Source organism: Streptomyces sp. NPDC093064 (assembly GCF_044754605.1).
Classification (GTDB): Bacteria; Actinomycetota; Actinomycetes; order Streptomycetales; family Streptomycetaceae; genus Streptomyces.
In genome coordinates, this window is record NZ_JBIVPK010000006.1 from 221,805 (window position 1) to 240,391 (window position 18,587).

At 72.1% G+C, this 18,587-nt stretch carries 13 protein-coding genes; 7 read left to right on the forward strand and 6 right to left on the reverse strand.

The genetic code is table 11. From position 1 onward, the window contains the following. Nucleotides 1-109 precede the first annotated feature (109 nt). Both ACIQFZ_RS10625 and ACIQFZ_RS10630 read left to right on the forward strand, forming a co-directional pair. Nucleotides 110-1,303, forward strand: coding sequence for a CaiB/BaiF CoA transferase family protein (locus ACIQFZ_RS10625; RefSeq protein ID WP_383058358.1), 1,194 nt, complete (start codon nt 110-112; stop codon nt 1,301-1,303). 158 nt (nt 1,304-1,461) lie between these two features. Further along, on the forward strand, nt 1,462-2,886 hold the full coding sequence (locus ACIQFZ_RS10630) for a cytosine permease (protein ID WP_365424390.1): 1,425 nt from the start codon (nt 1,462-1,464) through the stop codon (nt 2,884-2,886). Between the two features lie 25 nt (nt 2,887-2,911). On the opposite strand, the gene ACIQFZ_RS10635 is transcribed toward ACIQFZ_RS10630, so the two are convergent. Further along, nucleotides 2,912-4,408, reverse strand: coding sequence for a PucR family transcriptional regulator ligand-binding domain-containing protein (locus tag ACIQFZ_RS10635; RefSeq protein WP_365424388.1), 1,497 nt, complete (start codon nt 4,406-4,408; stop codon nt 2,912-2,914). 114 nt (nt 4,409-4,522) lie between these two features. Continuing rightward, nucleotides 4,523-5,446 carry a LysR family transcriptional regulator gene (locus ACIQFZ_RS10640; protein ID WP_365775076.1) on the reverse strand — a complete coding sequence of 308 codons (924 nt, stop codon included), beginning with the start codon at nt 5,444-5,446 and terminating at the stop codon, nt 4,523-4,525. Nucleotides 5,447-5,671: 225 nt separating this feature from the next. Between ACIQFZ_RS10640 and phnA the strand changes: the two genes are divergently transcribed. From phnA to ACIQFZ_RS10655, 3 genes are all read left to right on the forward strand, one after another. After that, the gene (gene phnA / locus ACIQFZ_RS10645) at nt 5,672-6,916 is read left to right on the forward strand and encodes a phosphonoacetate hydrolase (RefSeq protein ID WP_402691061.1); all 1,245 of its coding nucleotides are present in this window, start codon (nt 5,672-5,674) and stop codon (nt 6,914-6,916) included. 145 nt (nt 6,917-7,061) lie between these two features. Beyond that, the gene (locus ACIQFZ_RS10650; RefSeq protein WP_365775075.1) at nt 7,062-8,402 is read left to right on the forward strand and encodes an MFS transporter; all 1,341 of its coding nucleotides are present in this window, start codon (nt 7,062-7,064) and stop codon (nt 8,400-8,402) included. A 70-nt stretch (nt 8,403-8,472) separates the two neighbouring features. Further along, nucleotides 8,473-9,606 (forward strand): TIGR03364 family FAD-dependent oxidoreductase, encoded by a 1,134-nt coding sequence (locus tag ACIQFZ_RS10655; RefSeq protein WP_383058361.1) that lies wholly within the window; start codon nt 8,473-8,475, stop codon nt 9,604-9,606. 72 nt (nt 9,607-9,678) lie between these two features. Here ACIQFZ_RS10655 and ACIQFZ_RS10660 read toward each other — a convergent pair whose 3' ends face one another. The 4 genes from ACIQFZ_RS10660 to ACIQFZ_RS10675 form a co-directional block, all read right to left on the reverse strand. Next, the gene (locus ACIQFZ_RS10660) at nt 9,679-11,136 is read right to left on the reverse strand and encodes an aldehyde dehydrogenase family protein (protein ID WP_402691062.1); all 1,458 of its coding nucleotides are present in this window, start codon (nt 11,134-11,136) and stop codon (nt 9,679-9,681) included. A gap of 174 nt (nt 11,137-11,310) precedes the next feature. Further along, the gene (locus ACIQFZ_RS10665) at nt 11,311-12,372 is read right to left on the reverse strand and encodes a P1 family peptidase (protein WP_402691063.1); all 1,062 of its coding nucleotides are present in this window, start codon (nt 12,370-12,372) and stop codon (nt 11,311-11,313) included. Nucleotides 12,373-12,443: 71 nt separating this feature from the next. Continuing rightward, nucleotides 12,444-13,589: a winged helix DNA-binding domain-containing protein gene (locus tag ACIQFZ_RS10670; protein WP_402691064.1), complete on the reverse strand. Its 1,146-nt coding sequence runs from the start codon at nt 13,587-13,589 to the stop codon at nt 12,444-12,446. A gap of 83 nt (nt 13,590-13,672) precedes the next feature. Beyond that, on the reverse strand, nt 13,673-15,853 hold the full coding sequence (locus ACIQFZ_RS10675) for an MMPL family transporter (RefSeq protein WP_383058366.1): 2,181 nt from the start codon (nt 15,851-15,853) through the stop codon (nt 13,673-13,675). Nucleotides 15,854-16,062: 209 nt separating this feature from the next. Between ACIQFZ_RS10675 and ACIQFZ_RS10680 the strand changes: the two genes are divergently transcribed. Both ACIQFZ_RS10680 and ACIQFZ_RS10685 read left to right on the forward strand, forming a co-directional pair. Continuing rightward, nucleotides 16,063-17,187, forward strand: coding sequence for a histidine kinase (locus ACIQFZ_RS10680; protein WP_365775066.1), 1,125 nt, complete (start codon nt 16,063-16,065; stop codon nt 17,185-17,187). After that, nucleotides 17,184-17,846 (forward strand): response regulator transcription factor, encoded by a 663-nt coding sequence (locus ACIQFZ_RS10685; protein ID WP_361419876.1) that lies wholly within the window; start codon nt 17,184-17,186, stop codon nt 17,844-17,846. Before ACIQFZ_RS10680 ends, ACIQFZ_RS10685 begins: the two co-directional genes overlap by 4 nt. Nucleotides 17,847-18,587 lie beyond the last annotated feature (741 nt).

The window sequence follows — 18,587 nt, forward strand, 5'->3', positions numbered from 1 at the left end:
GATCCGACGGATCTTCGTGCAGCCGCACATCGACGCCCCGAAGGCCCCCGGCTTACGTTCCGCATGCCGCGGTGTGATCCGGCCGCCCCCGACCGAAAGGCGTGAAGCCATGACTGTTCTGCACGGCCTGCGCGTGCTCGACCTGAGCCGGGTGCTGGCCGGCCCGTACTGCACGGCCCTGCTGGCGGACCTCGGCGCCGACGTGGTCAAGGTCGAGCCGCCCGGCGGTGACGACGCCCGGCACCTCGGGCCGTTCCGGGAGGGCGAGAGCGTGTACTTCGCCCAGCTCAACCGCGGCAAGCGCAGCATCGCCCTCGATCTGAAGGACCCCGGCGACCACGCGCTGCTGCTGCGGCTGGCCGAGCGGGCCGACGTCTTCGTCGAGAACTACCGTCCCGGGGTCGCCCGGCGGCTCGGCATCGACCACGCCACCCTCCGCGCGGCCAACCCGCGACTGGTCTACGCGAGCATCTCGGGCTTCGGGCAGAGCGGCCCGATGCGGGAGCACCCCGCCTACGACCTGATCGTCCAGGCCATGTCCGGTCTGATGGCCGGCACCGGCACGCCCGACGGGCCGCCCACCAGGGTCGGCGAGTCGGTCGGCGACCTGGTGGCCGGGCTGTTCGCCTCGTGGGCCGTCAACGCCGCGCTGTTCGACCGGGAGCGCAGCGGCCGGGGCCGGTACATCGACGTGGCCATGCTCGACTCCCTGGTCTCGCTCCAGGTGACCGCGATGAGCCTGCTCACGGCGACCGGAGACCTGCCCGGCCGGGTCGGCAACCGGCATCCGGTCTCCACGCCGTTCGACACCTATCGGACCGCCGACGGCCTGGTGGCGATCGCGGTCGCCGGCGAGGCGGTGTTCGCCCGGTTCGCCCGGCTGGTCGGACGGCCCGACATGCCGTCGGACCCGCGGTTCCGCGACGACACCGCCCGGGCGCACCACATCGAGCAGGTGCGGGAGATCACCGAGCGGTGGTCCGCCGGCCTGACCACGGAGCAGGCCCTGAAGTCGGCGCAGGCCGCGGGAGTCCCGGCCGCCCCGATCTGGGACCTGACCGATGCGGTGAACAGCGAGCAGATCCGCGGGCGGGGGCTCGTCGGCGAGTTCGACCACCCCGTACTGGGCCGCACGCCGTACCTGCGCCAGCCGGCGCGGTTCGGTCCGGACGGCACGACGGACGGGGCGGACACCGCCTCCGAGGTCCACGGGACGGCGGCTCCGAGCCCGGCTCTCGGCGAGCACACCGACGCGGTCGTCGGGCAATGGCTCCGCGAGGACCGGGACGGGGGACGTCGGTGAGTCCGGGCGGCCACGGGCCGTAGGTGCGGGCCTCGCCACCTGGCCCAGGCAATCCTCAGCCCATATTTTGCAGCAAAGTATTGACCTCTCATTCATACGATCCCATTCTGAATGACCCTATGCATCTCAGAAGTGGACCTGTGGAAGAGGGCATATCTATGACAGGCGTGGTCGAACAACGCTCGATCGATGTCGTCCCCGACGCCGAACGGCACGGCAGCGCGTTCAGCCAGTTCACTCTCTGGCTGGGCGCGAACCTCCAGATCACCGCGGTCGTCACCGGCGCGCTCGCGGTCGTCTTCGGCGGGGGCGCCTTCTGGTCGATCATCGGCCTGCTGCTCGGCAACCTGCTGGGCGGCGCGGTGATGGCCCTGCACTCCGCCCAGGGGCCCCGCCTCGGCCTGCCGCAGATGATCTCCAGTCGGGCCCAGTTCGGCGTCCGCGGAGCCGTCGTCCCGCTGGTCCTGGTCATCGTGATGTACGTCGGCTTCTTCGCCAGCGGCAGCGTGCTGGCCGGCCAGGCGGTCGGCCGGCTCACGCACCTCGGCGACACCACGGGCATCGTGATCTTCGCCCTCGTGACCGCGGTCACCACGCTCGTGGGCTACCGGCTGATCCACACCCTGGGACGGGTGGCCAGCGTCGTCTGCGCGCTCGCCTTCATCTACCTGGGCATCCGCCTCCTGGAGCACGCCGAACTGAGCGCCCTCCTCGCCAACCGCTCCTTCGACCTGCCGCTGTTCCTTCTCGCCGTCTCCCTGTCCGCCTCCTGGCAGCTCGCCTTCGGCCCCTACGTCGCCGACTACTCGCGCTACCTGCCCCGCGCCACCTCTCCCCGCGCCACCTTCTGGTGGACCCTCGGCGGCTCGGCCCTCGGCTCCCAGTGGTCCATGACGTTCGGCGCGCTCGCGGCGGCCGCGGCCGGCAGCGCCTTCGTCGACAACCAGGTCGGCTACATAGTCGGCCTGGGCGGCGCGGGCCTCGCGGCCTCGTTCCTGTACTTCGTCATCGCCCTCGGCAAGCTGACGGTGAACGTGCTCAACACCTACGGCGGTTTCATGTCGATGGTCACCGGCATCAGCGGCTTCCGCGGGCAGCGCGCGCTGTCCACACGCGGCCGCGCCGCCTACATCGCTGGGATCATGATCGCGGGGACCGCGGTCGCCCTCCTGGGCAAGGACAGCTTCCTGTCCTCCTTCAAGGACTTCCTGCTCTTCCTGCTCACGGCCTTCACCCCCTGGTCGGCGATCAACCTGGTGGACTACTACCTGATCGCCAAGGAGCGCTACGACCTGCCCGCCCTGAGCGACCCGCACGGCCGCTACGGCGCATGGCGCGTCAAGGCACTCGTCGTCTACGGCATCGGCCTTCTGGTCCAACTGCCGTTCCTGGCGACCAGTTTCTACACCGGCCCGCTGGTGAAGCCGCTCGGCGGCACGGACATCTCCTGGATCGTCGGCCTGGCCGTACCGGCCTTCCTCTACTGGCTCACGGCCCGCCGGGACACCGCCCACGTACCGGACCGCATGATCCTCACCACCGAGCCGGGGGCGAGGGCCGGATCGCCCTCCCCCATCCCCTGACGGCTGCGGAGGCGGGAGCGCCCGTTCACTGCCCCGGCGGTGCGCCGGCGGGGTCGGCCTCCAGTGCCAGGAGGGCCAGCCACAGCTCCGTGCGGTCGGCCAGGCGGTCGAGGTCACGGCCGGTGAGCTGTTCGATCAGCCGCAGCCGGTAGCGCAGGCTGTTGCGGTGGAGCGTCAGCTCCCGGGCGGTCGCGGCGGACGCGCAGTCGTGGGCGAGGTACGACCGCAGCGTGGTGACCAGCTGGGCCCGCTGTTCCTCGTCGTGCCGCAGCAGCGGCGCGAGCACGGCGTGGCCCAGCTCCCGCAGCGGCAGGTCCAGATTGCCCATCAGCAGTCCGGCGATGCTCAGCGGCGCCGCCCGGTGCACCCCGGGGCCGGCCTGCGCCGCCTGGCGGGCCTCGAAGTAGCCGAGCCGCAGCCCGGCCACCCCGCGTCGCGGTTCGCCCACGCCCACGCGGACCTCCGGGTCCAGCACGGTCAGGTGGTCCGCGACGGTACGGGCGGCGGCCGCGGCATCGACGCCGTCGGGCACGATCATCATCACGGTGTCGTCGATCAGTGCGGTGGGCAGCCGGTCGCCCTCACGCTCCAGGAGCGGTCCCAGCGTCCACGGCAGGCTGCGCAGCCGCGCGGGGGCGCCGCCGACCCGGGCGACCACGACCACGTGCGGCCCCTCCACCGCGAGGCCGTACGCCGTCAGCCGACGGCGGGCGTCGGCGTCGGAGACCGTGCGGTGCAGGACGTCCTCGAGGAGCTGGCCCAGCAGCTCCCGCCGGCCGTTGAGCACGGCCTGGTGGCGGGCCACCTCGAGGCCGATGATGCTCGTGGCGAACGACAGCACGTCCTGCCGCACCGTGCCCAGCCGGGTGCGCAGCCACGCGACCGGCACGCCGTCCACCACGATCGGCACGGACGTCCCCGCGTCGACCGCCGCCCCCTCGTCCGCACCGGCCTGCGGCCACTCGGAGGAGGAGGGATGCCGCGCCAGCACACGCCCACCCGGCTCGACCACGGCCACCGGCCCCGCCCCCAGTTCGCGGTGCAGCCGCCGCATCAGCCCGCGCAGGCCGTGACCGGACAGCAGCTCCCGGACCAGCTGGTCCTGGAGGACGACGGCCGATCGCACCGCGTCGTAGCGCTCCGCGAAGATCCGGTCGGCCACCCACCGGCTGATCTGCGCGAAGGGCACCTCCACGGGTGAGCCCAGGAGGGCCAGACCGACCCGCTCGGCGGTCTCGACGACGACGGGCGGCACGTCCTGGTGCACCAGGCCGGTGCCGAAGCAGAGCGCGGCCACCGGAAGCTCCGCCAGCCGGCCGAGCAGCCGGATCCACTCGGCGTCGTCCCGGTCCAGCATGCCCGTCGTCATCACCAGTTCGTCACCGCGCAGGAACGGGGTCGGGTCCGGCAGTTCCGTCGTGGACACCCAGCCGATCCGCCGGTCCTCGTCGTGGCAGTGGCTGCTCAGGGCGCGAAGCCGCAGGGCGGGTTCGCTGAGGAGGTCGGGAACCGAGACGGGCACACGACGATTGTGCAACAGCACAAAACGTCCTGCGGAAGCCGGGCCGCGCCGTCTCGTACGCGATCGGTCCCCGGATCTCCGGTATGACCGGCCGACCGGGGCACCGGCCGCCGTTCAGGACGTGGCGGGCCTCGGGAGTTCACGCGGCCATTGGCCTACGGAGCGCAGTAGTTCGATGAACGCGCGCTCCGCCGGGGACAGCAGACGGTCCCTGCGGCGGACGAGGTTGACGGGCCTGGAGCGCGGGGCCGGGTCGACCGGCAGGACGGTCAGGGTCCCGGCGCGTACGTCGTCCACCACGGCGTGCTCGGAGATGAGGGCGAGTCCGAGGCCCGCCGCCACGCACTGCTTGACCGCCTCGGGGCCCCAGACCTCACCCCGTGACACTTCGGTCAGCTCCCATTCCGCGAGCGCCTGTTCCTGGAGTTCACGTGTCTGCGAGCCCGGCTCACGCAGCAAAATACGACAGCCCTTCAGGTCCCCCGGGCTCACCTGGTCCCGCGCCGCCAGCGGATGCCCCGGCGCCGCGATCAGCACCAGCCGCTCGCCGAGCACCGTCTCCGGCACCAGCCGGGACTCCGCCGGAACCCCCGCGACCACGGCGACACCGATGTCCCCGGCCAGCAACCGCTCCAGCACCGCCTCGTTGTTGCCCACGAAGATGTCGCACTCGATGCCCGGATGCCTCTCCTGGAACCGGGCCAGGAGCGACGGCAGCAGATACGTGCCGACGGTCGTCGAGCCACCGACCAGCAGCCGTCCCGACACCAGACCGCTCACCTGCTGCACCGCCGCGACGGCCTCCTCGGCCAGCAGGAACACCCTCTTGCCGTACTCGGCCAGTATCTCGCCCTCGGCAGTCGGCCGCGCCCGGGTTCCCGAGCGGTCGATGAGGGTGACCTTGAGGGACTGCTCCAGCCGGCGCACCTGGTTGGAGACCGACGGCTGGCTCATGTAGAGACGGTGCGCCGCCGCCGAGAAGCCCTGGTGCTCCACGACCTGCATGAAGATCCACAATCGGTGGAGGTTGAGTTCCACACGCCTCCCTCAGGCCGTCGCCGATCACCCGAGCCGCCGACTCTAGCGTCAGAACACCCTGGTGGGGAGGGTGCGAGAGGCGGCGAGAGCACCGTCCGCGGCTATGACCGTCATAGCGAATCCGGTGGTTCTGCCCGTCCCCGGCGCGGTGCTACCCATGAAACAGCGGGACGGCCGACGCGATGGCCCTCCCGGCTCCTTCGACCTTCAGAGGTGGATCCGCACATGACCGAACCGCTGACAGTGAACGGACGCCGCTACCACCGGCCCCGCCGGCCCGTCGTCGTGGTGTGCATCGACGGCAGTGAGGACGCCTACCACGAGCGGGCCATCGCCGACGGCCGCATGCCCTTCCTGGAACGCATGCTCCATGCGGGCAGCGACCTGCGCGCCGACTGCACGATGCCGTCCTTCACCAATCCGAACAACCTGTCCATCGCCACAGGGGTGCCGCCCTCCGTCCACGGCATCTGCGGCAACTACTTCTACGACACCGCCGCCGGCACCGAGGTCATGATGAACGACCCCGAACTGCTGCGCGCGCCCACCCTGTTCGCCGCCTTCTCGCAGCAGGGGTCCAAGGTCGCCGTCATCACCGCCAAGGACAAGCTGCGCCGCCTCCTCGGCAGCGGTCTCGTCGACGGCATCTGCTTCTCCGCCGAGAAGGCCGACCAGGCCACGGAGGAGGAGAACGGCATCGGCAAGGTCCTCGCCCGGACCGGCATGGAACTGCCGTCCGTCTACAGCGCCGAGCTCAGCGAACTGGTCATGGCCGCCGGGGCCGACATCCTCGACAAGGACCGCCCCGACCTCATGTACCTGTCGCTCACCGACTACATCCAGCACAAGCACGCCCCCGGATCGCCCGTCGCCAACGACTTCTACGCCATGCTCGACCAGTACTTCGAGCGCATCGACGCGCTCGGCGCGGTACTCGTCGTCACCGCCGACCACGGCATGAACGCCAAGGCCGACCGCGACGGGAACGCCCGGGTCATCCATCTCCAGGACGTCCTCGACGCCCAGTTGGAGCCGGGCTCCGCCCGGGTCGTGCTGCCGATCACCGACCCGTACACCGTGCACCACGGCGCACTGGGCTCCTACGCCACCGTCCATCTGCCCGAGCACGCCGACACCGGCGCCGTCACCGCCCGACTCCAGGCCCTGGAGGGCGTGGACACGGTGCTGACCCGCGACGAGGCGGCCGCCCGTTTCGAGCTGCCCGGCGACCGCATCGGCGACCTCGTCGTCATCGCGGAACGCAACACCGTGCTCGGTACGACGCCCGCCCGGCACGACATCTCCGGTTTCACCGAGCCCCTGCGCTCGCACGGGGGGCTGTCCGAGCAGAAGGTGCCGTTCCTCGTGAACGCGCCCGTCCCCGGTCTGCCCGACGGACACCGCCTGCGCAACTTCGACGCGTTCTGGGTCGGCACGGCGATCGCGGCAGGTGAGCCGCTCTCCGTCTGACCCGTCCAGCACACCCGTCGGCGACCGGCCCCGGCCGCCGGGGCCCGCCCGCCGAGCCCCGAGTACGAGCGTCCGGGGCCCTGCCATGCCCGCTGCCGCCCCCCACGCCAGCCCATCCGCCCCAGACGAGGGACAGGACACCGCCATGGCCGACCTCGCACCACCGCAACCGCACCGCACTCCCCTGACCGGCCCGGCACATGCCGACGCCGTCCGCTGGCGACGGCGGATCTTCGCCGTGACCTGGCTCGCCTACGCCGGGTTCTACTTCGTGCGCCAGGCCTTCTCCGTCGCCAAGCTCGGCATCCTCGACGACCCCGCCGCCAACACCGCCCTCACCGAACACGCCCTCGGCGTCATCGACGCGGTGTACCTCGCCGCCTATGCGGCCGGGCAGTTCCTGTGGGGCATGTGGGCCGACCGCTTCGGTCCCCGGGTGGTCGTCATCGGCGGCATGATCGGTGCCATCGCCGCGGCCTGCGTGATGGGCCTCAGCAGTGCTCTGCTGGTTTTCGGCGGCGCGATGGTCGTCCAGGGCCTCGCCCAGTCGGCCGGCTGGGCACCGCTGTGCAAGAACATGGGCAGCTTCTTCCCCATGCGGCAGCGCGGCCGGGCTCTCGGACTGTGGAGCACCAACTACGCGTTCGGCGGCCTGGCCGCGCCCCCGTTCCTCGGCTGGATCGCGTACGCCCTCTTCGACAGCTGGCGGGCCGCGTTCTTCTCCGGCGCGGCGACGCTCGGCGCCGTACTGCTGTTGTTCGCGGCGTTCCAGAAGAACTCCCCGCGGGACGCGGGCATCGCCGAGGACGACGCACCGGCCGGGGAGCCGGCGCCGGGCGGGCGGCCCGCACCGGCCTTGGAGACCGGTGAACGGAGCCGCGGGATCGCCCTCTACCGTGAGACGCTGCGCGACCGCATGGTGCTGACCCTCGGCGCCACCTACTTCCTCCTCAAACCCGCCCGCTACGCGATCCTGCTGTGGGGTCCCGTACTCGTCAGCCGGCGGCTGCCCGACCTCGACAAGGTCGGTGCCGTCCTCGTCCCGATCGCGTTCGGCGCGGCGGGAGTTCTCGCTCCCATATGCGTCGGCTGGCTCTCCGACCGGCTGTTCGCCTCGCGCCGCGTACCGCCGTGCGTGCTCGCGCTGGCCCTGCTGACGGCGGCCCTGGCGCTGTTCATGCCGCTCACCGCGACCGGCAGCGTCGCGGTCATGATCGGCGTCCTCGCCGTGATCGGACTGAGCGTGTACGCCGCCGACTCGATGATCTCCTGCGTCGCCGCGGTGGACTTCGGCACCGACAAGGGTGCGGGCACGGCGGCCGGGCTGGTCAACGGCTGCGGCTCCGTCGGTGCGATCCTCGGTGGCCTGCTGCCCGGGTTCCTCTCCGGGGGCGTGCTGTTCACCGGGTTCGCCGTCGCAGCGCTGCTCGCCGGGTTGCTGATGCTGCCGCACTGGAACCGGACGCCGCGCGCGGCCGGTGTGTGAGCTCCGTTCCTTCAGGACTCCTGCGTGACCCCTCGCCGTACCTTCCGCCGTACTCAGAGAGGAACATTCCATGACCGTCAACCGGGCCGACACCGTCGTCGTCGGCGCAGGCATCGTCGGACTCGCGCACGCCCTGGCCGCGGCCCGCCGCGGCGAACGCGTCGTCGTCTTCGAACGCGACGACTTCGCCGTCGGCGCCTCCATCCGCAACTTCGGCATGATCTGGGCCATCGGCCAGGAACGCGGCGCCGTCTACGAACGTGCGCTGCGCAGCCGGGAGATCTGGCTGGAGATCGCCGCCAAGACCGGGCTGTGGGCCGAGCAGACCGGCTCGCTGCACCTCGCCCACCACCCCGACGAGGTGGCGGTCCTCGAGGAGTTCCTCGCCGCCGCGCCCGCCGCGCGGGAACGCGGCACCACCATGATCACCGCCCGCGAGGCGGCCGAGCGCAGCGCAACCGCCCGGCCTGACGGTCTGTTGGCCGCCCTGTGGAGCCCCACCGAGGTCAACGTCGACCCCCGGCGGGCGATCCCCGCCGTCGCCGAACACCTCGTCGCCGAGTACGGGGTGGACATCCGGTTCGGCACCACCGTGCGCTCGATCGACATGCCGGCTGTCGCCACGACCGCGGGCGAGTGGCACGCCGAGCGGGTCTTCGTGTGCAGCGGGAACGACTTCGCGACGCTTTATCCGGACGTCTTCGCCGAGAGCGGCCTGGTCCGCTGCAAGCTCCAGATGATGCGGACCGGCGTGCAGCCGGGCGGCCGGCAGCTCGGGCCGATGCTCTGCGGCGGTCTCACCCTGCTGCACTACGCGGCCTTCAACGGCCTGACCGCTCGTGCCGCGCTCGCCGACCGGATGGCCGTCGAGCTGCCGTTCCACCGCGAGCACGGCATCCACGTCCTGATGTCCCAGACGGCGGACGGACGGCTGACGATCGGCGACAGCCACGCCTACGGCATGACGCACGATCCGTTCGAGAACGAGGAGATCAACGAGGCCGTCCTCTCCTACCTGGACACCTTCGCCGCCCTCCCCGACGCCCGCATCACCGAACGCTGGGCGGGCTACTACCCCTCGCTGCGGGACGGGCGCACCGAACTCGTCGTCTCCCCGGAGCCGGCCGTCACCGTCGTCAACGGTGTCGGCGGCGCCGGCATGACCCTGTCCTTCGGACTCGCGGAGGAGAACATCGGCGGCTGAGCGCAGGACGGTGAGGAGCCCGGCGGAACGTTCCCGCCGGGCTCCTCACCGTTTCCGGACCGGTCTTCCGGGTCAGTAGGCGATGCAGGCCGAATGCCATGCGGTGTAGAAGTCCCACACCTGGGGCGAACACTCCGGGGGCCCGTACTGGGACGCCTTCGCGCCCGTGTGCGGCAGATGCGCGTACGCACCGACGCCCGGCCGGTTCACGTGCAGCATCCCCGCCTCGAAGCGCTCCACCGCCTCGAACGCCCGTGACTGGGAGGCCGTGAACACCGTCGCGCTCATTCCGTACTTCACCGAGTTCGCGATCCGTATCGCGTCGTCGAACCCGTCCGCGTCGACCACGGCCAGCACCGGGCCGAAGACCTCCTCCTGGGCGAGCTCGCTGTTCCACGGGACGTCCCGGATCACCGTCGGCTGTACGTAGCATCCCTGTGGCAGGTCCGCCCGTTCCTCCGGGCCGCCGCCGCAGAGCACCTTGCCGCCGTCGCGCTGAGCCCCGGCGATCGCCGACAGGGCCGCGTCCCTGCGTACCGTGTTGACCACCGGGCACACCTGGGAGGCCGGGTCGTCACCCGGGCCGACGCGCAGCCCGGCGACCCGCGGCACCAGCCGCTCGAGGAACTCCTCCCGCACCCGTACGTCCACCACCGCGCGGCTCGTCGCGCTGCACCGCTGTCCGGCCTGCCCGAACGCGCCGTGCACGACGGCGTCCACGGCCCGGTCCAGGTCGGCGTCGTCACAGACCACGACCGCGTTCTTGCCGCCGAGCTCCAGCTGGGTGCGCAGCAGGCGGTCCGCGCCGGCGGTCTGGATGGCGGTGCCCACGGCGAGCGAGCCGGTGAAACTGATGCCCGCCACAGCCGGGTTGGCGACGAGCGCCTCGCCGGCCGCGACGTCGCCCTGCACCAGGTTGAGTACCCCGTCCGGGACTCCGGCCTGCTGGAACACCTCGACCAGCAGGGCCGCGGTGAGCGGGGTCAGCGGCGAGGGTTTCAGCACCGCCGTGCACCCGGACAGCAGCGCCGGTGCCACCTTCCACATCGGGATCGCCAGAGGGAAGTTCCACGGCGAGACCAGACCCACCACGCCGATCGGGCGACGGAAGGTGTAGGCGAACGTGCGCTCGTCCTCCGCGGGCGCCGTCACGCCGCCGAGCAGCCGCGCCTGCCCGGTCGTGAAGTCGAGTACGGCGCGTGCCCGGGCCACCTCACCGCGTGCCTCGGCGAGCAGCTTGCCCTGCTCGCGGGTGATGGCGGCGGCGAACTCCTCGGCCCGTTCGGTGAGCAGGGTTCCGGCCCGTGCGAGGAACTCGGCTCGCCCGACCGACCCGAGTGCACGCCAGCCGGGCAGCGCGGCCGTGGCGGCGTCGACCGCCCGGTCCACGTCGACGCCGCCCGACTCGGCGAACTCCCCGATCCGGTCGCTGACGTCGGCCGGGTTGGTGTTCTCCCTGGTCAGTCCCGACTCGGCCGGGTCCCATTGTCCATCGATGAAGTTGCGCCGAAGGTGCTGTGACTGTGCCATGCCCTCCCCTTCGCTGGACCAACGCCGGCCGTGCTGCCGGACGTGGTCAGGCTCTCCGAAGGGCCGGGCCGTCACAATGCGCGATTGCCGAATGCGGCTGATAGCCACGGCCTATCGCGTGCCGCCGCTGGTCCGGGGTCAGCCGGCCGGCCGCGCCGTCTCGTACGAGACCGATCAGAGCGCAGGAGTTTTGAGGGCCTCGAGCAGCCGGTCCGCGGGCAGGGCCGGCAGGGTGCGGCCGCGAAAGCCCGTGGTCGTGGTCGCGGCGAGCAGGGAGTTGAGCACCGCCTCCTCGACGGCGTCGAGGACGGCTTCGAACAGGGGCCCCAGTTCGGCGTCCGTCACCGGGGCGCCCGCCTCCGGTCGCGTGCCGATGGCGATGGCGTAGTCGCCGCTGCCGTGGCTGTAGGCCGCGCCGGTGCGGGCCAGGGCGAACACGGCCCGCCGTGCGAGGCGGGTGAGTTGCCGCGCGTCGACGGGGGCGTCCGTGGCCACCACGATCATGCAGGAGCCGGTCTCCGCGACCGGCGCCGGAGCTTCGGTCAGGCCCAGGCACCGAGGTGTGACGCAGCGGCCGAGCACCCGCAGTGTGCCGCCGAAGTTCGCCTGCACCAGGGCCCCGGCCGTGCACCGCCGGCCCGCAAGTTCGGGGGTGCGCGAGGCGGTTCCGATCCCCGCCTTGAACCCCAGGGCTCCCGTTCCGGTTCCCGCGCCGACGCAGCCCTCGGCCACCGCACCGCCGGACGCTCCGTCGAGCGCGGCCCGGACGTGCTCCTCGTGCACCGGCCGCGCGCGGATGTCGGACAGGAAGCCGTCGTTGCACTCGCCCACGACCGGGTTGAGGCTCTGCACCTCGCCGCATCCGGGCCGTTCGAGCATCCACCCGACGAGGGCGTCGGCGACCCGGAACGCCGACAGGGTGGAGGTGAGCAGCACCGGGGTCTCCAGCGTGCCGAGTTCGGTGAGTTGGGTGGTGCCGATGAGCTTGCCGTAGCCGTTGCCGCTGAACACCCCGGCGGGCAGCGGTGAGTGGGGGCCGACGGTGCCGGGCACGACCGCGGTCACTCCGCTGTGCACGTCGGGAGGACGCCGGACGGTGGTGTGCCCGACCCGGACGCCCGGCACATCGGTGATCGCGTTGAGGGGCCCGGTACCGCCCTGCCCGACGACGATGCCGAGGTCACGGGCCCGAGGCCGGGTGCCCTGTGCCGACTGGACGTGCGCCATGGGTTCCATAGGACCGGACGCTACGCGCCGCACCCCTCGTTCGGGCGGCCGGGTCGGCCGGCACCGGCATGGGGTACGGCTCAGTCGCCGCGCAGCAGGCGTGTCTCGGCGGCCGGCAGCCCCTTGGTCCACCAGTGGCCGTAGCGCCGGTAGACCGTGTCCTCGCGGTCGGCGAGGAACCGCGTGAGCGAGCCGGCCTCCGTGGCCAGTCCCCGCCAGACGTGCTCCGGAAGCGGGTGGAAGGCGGTGGCCTCGATTCCTCCGTCGACGGGACGCCAGACGCCGGCGACGTAGCCGTCGACCAGCAGGGTGGGCAGTACGTCGCCGTTGACGCGCGTCACCAGCCTGCGGTACGCGGGTGGGATGACGCGGCCGCGGTCGGCGTAGGCCAGCAGGATGCTGTCCCACATCGCCATCAGCCGGGGCGGGGCCGGGGTGTCCTCGGCCGGCCGCGGCGCGCCGGGGATGTCGTACAGCACCGTGCCGTCGGCGCCTTCCAACTGCTCCAGTTCGGCGGCGAGTGACTGCACCGCCGTCTTCACTCTGGCCCGCTGGACCAGCGCGAACTGCGCCATGTCCGCCACCGACGCCGGGCCGAAGCCCTCCAGGTAACGGCGTATCAGAGTGCGCAGACCCGCGACGGGGGCGTCCGGGTCGGCCAGCTCCGGCGGCGTGCCGGCGGCGACGTACGACTGCTGGGTGCCGAACGACCAGGGACCTCCGGTGGGCGCGTGCCACAGCGGCGCGTACTGCCGCAGCATCCGCCAGGCCGCCGGTTCCACCGGCGCGCCCAGCAACTCCTCGATGCGGCCCCGCGCCTCGGCGGCGGACCGCGGCCGGCCGGTGTACTCCAGCAGTCCCGGGATCAGCGCGTGGGCGTCGGCGGTGGTGAGCCCGGACGCCGTGAAGCGGGAGTCGCCGAGCCGGGAGCCGCGCAGTGTCGGCTCCATGGCCTCGCGGAACTCCCGGTAGTCCTCCGCGTGGACCATGTGCAGCGTGATCCGCATCAGCGTCGACTTGACCGTCCGGTGGCCGGCCACGGCGGCGTCGAGGCCGGCCGGGTCGAAGCCGCTGAGCCGGTTCCACAGCGCCAAATACGGCGAGGCGGGCTGCTGTGCCTGAAGAGCGACCACGCGCCGCACCGCGTCGGCGGCGGTGAGCGGCTCCCGGTCGAGCAACAACTGCCGGGCGAGGGTTGAGCGGTTGAGGGCGCGCGCGGTAATCATCCGGCCATCATGCCGAGCCTGTCTCGCGGTCGTGCGGGGACCCCACCACCCAAGGGTCCCCCGCACTCCGGCTGGAGCAAGGGTCAGACCCTGGCCTCCTCCGCGACCTCGGCGCCTCGAGCCGCGGTCGCCTTCGGCGAACGGCGTCCGGGCATCCACCAGTTGGCGTTGCCGCACAGTTCCATCACCGCGGGGACGAGGATCATCCGGATGATGGTGGCGTCGATGAGCACGGCGACGGCCATGCCCAGCCCTCCCTGCTTGACCGCGACGTCGGGGCCGAGCAGGGAGGTCGTGAAGACGGCGACCATGATGGCGGCCGCGGCCGTGATGACCTTGGCGGTCCGCGCCATCCCGCGAGCGACGGCCGTCCGGGTGTCGCCGGTGCGCTCGTACTCCTCACGGACCCGCGAGATCAGGAAGACCTCGTAGTCCATGGACAGGCCGAACAGGACCGGGAAGATCATCATCGGTACCCAGGTCGTGATCGGCATCTCGGTGGGGAAACCGAGGGCCGAGCCCAGCCATCCCCACTGGACGACCGCGACGAGCACGCCGTAGGCGGCGCCGATCGCCAGCAGGTTCATCACGGCGGCCTGCAGCGCGATCGTGACCGACCGGACCAGCGCGATCAGCAGCACCAGGGACAGCGCGATGACGACCGCGATCATCAGGGGCAAGCGCGAGCCGATGTCGTCGGCCATGTCGATCGTGCCGGCGTTCGGGCCACCGACGTAGACCCCTTCGCCGCCGGCTGCCTTGGGCAGCACGTCGTCGCGGAGCCGGTGCACCACGTCCGCGGTCGCCTCGTCCTGGTATCCGGTCCGGGGGAAGGCCATGAAGATCGCGGCCTGCCCGTCCTTGCTGACCTGCGGCGGTGTGGTGTGGGCGATGCCCTCGGTCTTGCCGACCGCTTCGACGACGGGACCCAGACCGGTGTGGCCGGAGCCGACCTCGGTGGCGAAGATCAGGGGTGCGCCGTAGCCGGGACCGAAACCCTCGGAGAGGATCTTGTACGAGGTGTAGCTGCTCCTGTCGCGCGGCTGGACACTGGCGTCGGGGTTGCTCAGCCGCATCGACAGCGTGGGGGCGGCCAGCACCAGCAGGACCGCGCCGGCCAGCACCGCGGCGACCAGCGGCTTGCGCTGCACCACACCGGCCCAGCGCTCGGCGAGGGTACGGCGCTCCCGCGCCGGGACACCGTCGGCCCCGCTCCGGCGGGACGTGCGACGGGGCAGGCGCAGCGAGTTGATCCTGTGGCCGGTGAAGCCCAGGAACGCCGGCAGCAGGGTCACCGCGGCGATCATCGTCACCAGCACGATCACCGACGTGGCGACGGCCACCCCGGTCATCAGCCGCTGACCCATGACGATCAGGCCCATCAGCGCGATCACGACGGTCGTGCCGGCGAACAGGACCGCGTGACCGGCCGTGGTGATGGCCTTGACCGTGGCGGTCTCCGGCTCGTCACCGGCCTGCAGGCCGTCCTTGTAGCGGGTCACGATGAACAGCGCGTAGTCGATGCCGACGCCGAGCCCGATCATCGCGGCGAGGATCGCGGTGAAATCGGGTGAGGGGACCAGATACCCCACCAGTTTCATCAGGGCGAGGCCGGCGACGATCGCCAGAAGGGCGGTCACGATCGGCAGTCCCATCGCCACCAGCGACCCGAAGGCGATGAACAGGATCACCGCTGCCGCCACGATGCCCACGCTCTCGGACGAACCCTGCGGGGGTGTCTCGGCCTTCTCCGCCTTCTCCCCGCCCAGCCCCAGCGTCACGCCGTCGCCGGAGGCTTCCTTGACCATGGTCACCAGGGGCTTGACCTCGGTCTTCTTCACATCCTTGGCGGTCAGCGGGATGGTCGTACGGGCGATATGACGATCCTTCGTCACCAGATCCTCGTCCTGATACGGCGAGGTCACCGGCCCCGTAAGGGGGGAGGCGTCCAGATCGGCGACGACCTTCTCGATCTTCTGCCGGGCGGCGGGGTCGTCGATCCCCTTCTCCGCCTTGATCGCGAGAGTCAGCGTGTCCCCCTGCCGTTCGGGGAAGTGCTTCTCGATCAGCGCCTGCGCCTTGGCGGAGTCGGAGCTTCCGCCGGAGAAGTCGTTGTCGGGGGCGGCGCCGAAGCCGAAGCCGGCGAACGCCACGGCGATCACGCCGACGATCCAGGCCAGGAGCACCAGACGGCGCCGCCGGTAGCAGAACCGGGCCAGTCCCGCCAGGGCTCCTTCCGTACGGGGGGTGTCGGTTGCCGTCATCTTCTCCTCCTGCGACTGGACGTCGCCCGATCATGTCCGCCGGACCCGCCGCCGAACGTCCCTCAGGCGCGGACACTTTGGGCTGCCACCGGCGGCGCACGCGGCCGCGGCGGATACCGCGGGCGCCGCCCCTGTACCGCGGGCGCGGTACAGGGGCGCTCGTCCGCCAGCGTGATCCGCCCGCGGCGGCGTCCCGTTAGGGTGCGCCCATGGACAGAGCACGGTTCGGTGTCCCGGCCGGTGTCGGGGACTGGGCGATCGCCGTCGGCGTGGCGGGGGCGCTGCTGGCCACCGGGCTGTCCGGCGGGCACTCCGCCGACGACCTCGGACTGCTCGGCTACGCGCTGCTGGTGGCCGGCGGTCTGGCGCTGGCCGCGCGCCGCCGTGCCCCGCTGCCCGTGCTGGCCGTCACCGGACTGTGCGCGGTGGGTTACCAGGCGGTCGGTTTCGATGTGCCCGCCGTCGCCTACCTGTTCGCGGTGTACGCCGCCATGCGGGCGGGGCACCGCACCGTCACCGTCGCGGCGAGCGTGGCCATGCTGGCCGCCCTCCCCCTCGCGGCCCTCGCCTCCCTGCACGACACGGGCGAGGCGTTCGCGCAGGCCCGCGGCGCCCTCGAAGTGGCCTGGCTGATCGCGGCCGGCGCGGCGGGCGAGGCGCTGCGGCAGGCCGAGCGGCGGGCGGACGAGGCCGAACGCACCCGGGAGGAGACCGCGCGGCGCCGCGCCGACGAGGAACGGCTGCACATCGCGCGGGAGTTGCACGATTCCCTCACCCACCAGATCTCGATCATCAAGGTGCAGGCCGAGGTCGCCGTCCATGTGGCCCGCAGGCGCGGCGAACAGGTGCCGGCGGCGCTGCTGGCGATCCAGGAGGCGGGACGTGAGGCGAGCCGGGAGCTGCGCGCGACCCTGGAGGCGCTGCGCGACGACGACACGGCCCCGCCGCGCGGTCTCGACCACGTCCCGGAGCTGGTGGAACGGGCCCGTGCCATCGGCCTGGACGCGACGCTGACGATCAAGGGGCAACGGCACGACGTGCCCGCCGCGGTGGACCGGACGGTCTACCGGATCGTTCAGGAGTCGCTGACCAACATCGCCCGGCATGCCGCCGCGGACTCGGCGTCGGTCCGGATCGACTGCCGACCGGACGCGCTCACGATACGCGTCGACGACGACGGCAGGGCCACGCCGGGCACCGCCCCGGTGCCCGGCGTGGGACTGCTCGGGATGCGTGAGCGCGTCACCGCCCTCGGAGGCCGGCTGCGGGCCGAGCCGCGTATCGAGGGAGGCTTCACCGTCCAAGCCGAACTCCCCGTGGAGCAGACGTCGTGATCCGTGTCCTGCTGGTCGACGACCAGCCGCTCCTGCGCAGCGGATTCCGGGCGCTGCTCGACATGGAGGGCGACATCGAGGTGGTGGCCGAGGCCGGTGACGGGATGGCGGGCCTGGCCCTGGTCCGGGAGCACCTGCCCGACATCGCGCTCGTCGACATCCGGATGCCGGTCCTCGACGGCATCGAGGTGACGCGGCGCATCGCCGCGGACCCGGCGCTGTCCGGGGTGCACGTCGTCATCCTGACCAACTACGGCCTGGACGAGTACGTCTTCGACGCGCTGCGGGCCGGGGCGGCCGGATTCCTCGTCAAGGACATCGTGCCGGAGGACTTCCTGCACGCCGTGCGCGTCGCCGCGCGGGGCGACGCCCTGCTCGCGCCGTCGATCACCCGCAAGCTGATCAGCCGGTACGTCACCCAGCCGCTCGACACGGGAGTCGGCCCGGGGCTGAAGGAGCTGACCAACCGCGAACGCGAGGCCGTCGCCCTGGTCGCGCAGGGGCTGTCCAACGACCAGATCGCCGACCGCATGGTGATCAGCCCGATGACCGCGAAGACCCACGTCAACCGGGCCATGGTCAAACTCCGGGTCCGTGACCGCGCCCAACTCGTCGTTCTGGCCTACGAGTCGGGCCTGGTGACCCCGCGAAGCCGCTGACTGCGTCGGGAGGACCGCCGCCGTACCGGTCGGCACGCCACGGCGGGGGTGAGGGCCGGGCGTGGCAGACGGCCGGCGGCGAGAACCCCCCGCACCTCGTGGTCGGTCATGTCCCGCATGTGCGAGCGCCCGGCGTTCATCCCGGCGACGACCTGCCGCAACACATCCAATCCGGTGACGGTGAGCCCGGCGGCGCCGGCGGTCCTGGCGAGCGGTAGCCCGACGTACCCACGACGACCAGATCGCGCACCATCCGTGCCTCTCCCTCCCGCCGGGGCCCCAGTGACCGGACGGGCCCGACGGCTCGCCGGCGGCCGCCGCCGCTGTGCACCGGGCCGCCGCAGGCCCCGGAGGCCGACAGGACGCGCGCCTCCGACCGGGCGATCATGCTCACTCAGCGCGGTGAAACCCAGGTGCCCCCGGAACCGGCCGGCCCGGCGGCAAACCCGGGCCGCACCGCGGGGATGCCGCAGCGCGGCCACGGACAGAGTCGCCACGGAGAGCGAGCTGACTGTCGCTCAATGTGATCTTCTGTGTGTGTCGTCGGGCAACGGGCCCGCGATGTCCAAGGAGATCTCATGCACCGCTGTCGGCAAGCGCTTCGCCACCGCCCTAGCCGCCGCGTCCCTCGCGGGCGTCCTCGGTCTGGCATGCACACCACGCAGCTGTCCGGCAGCTTCTCCTCCTGACACGGCGGACGGGGCCGGGGTCGCCCCGGCCTCATCCGCGCGCCCGGTCCCG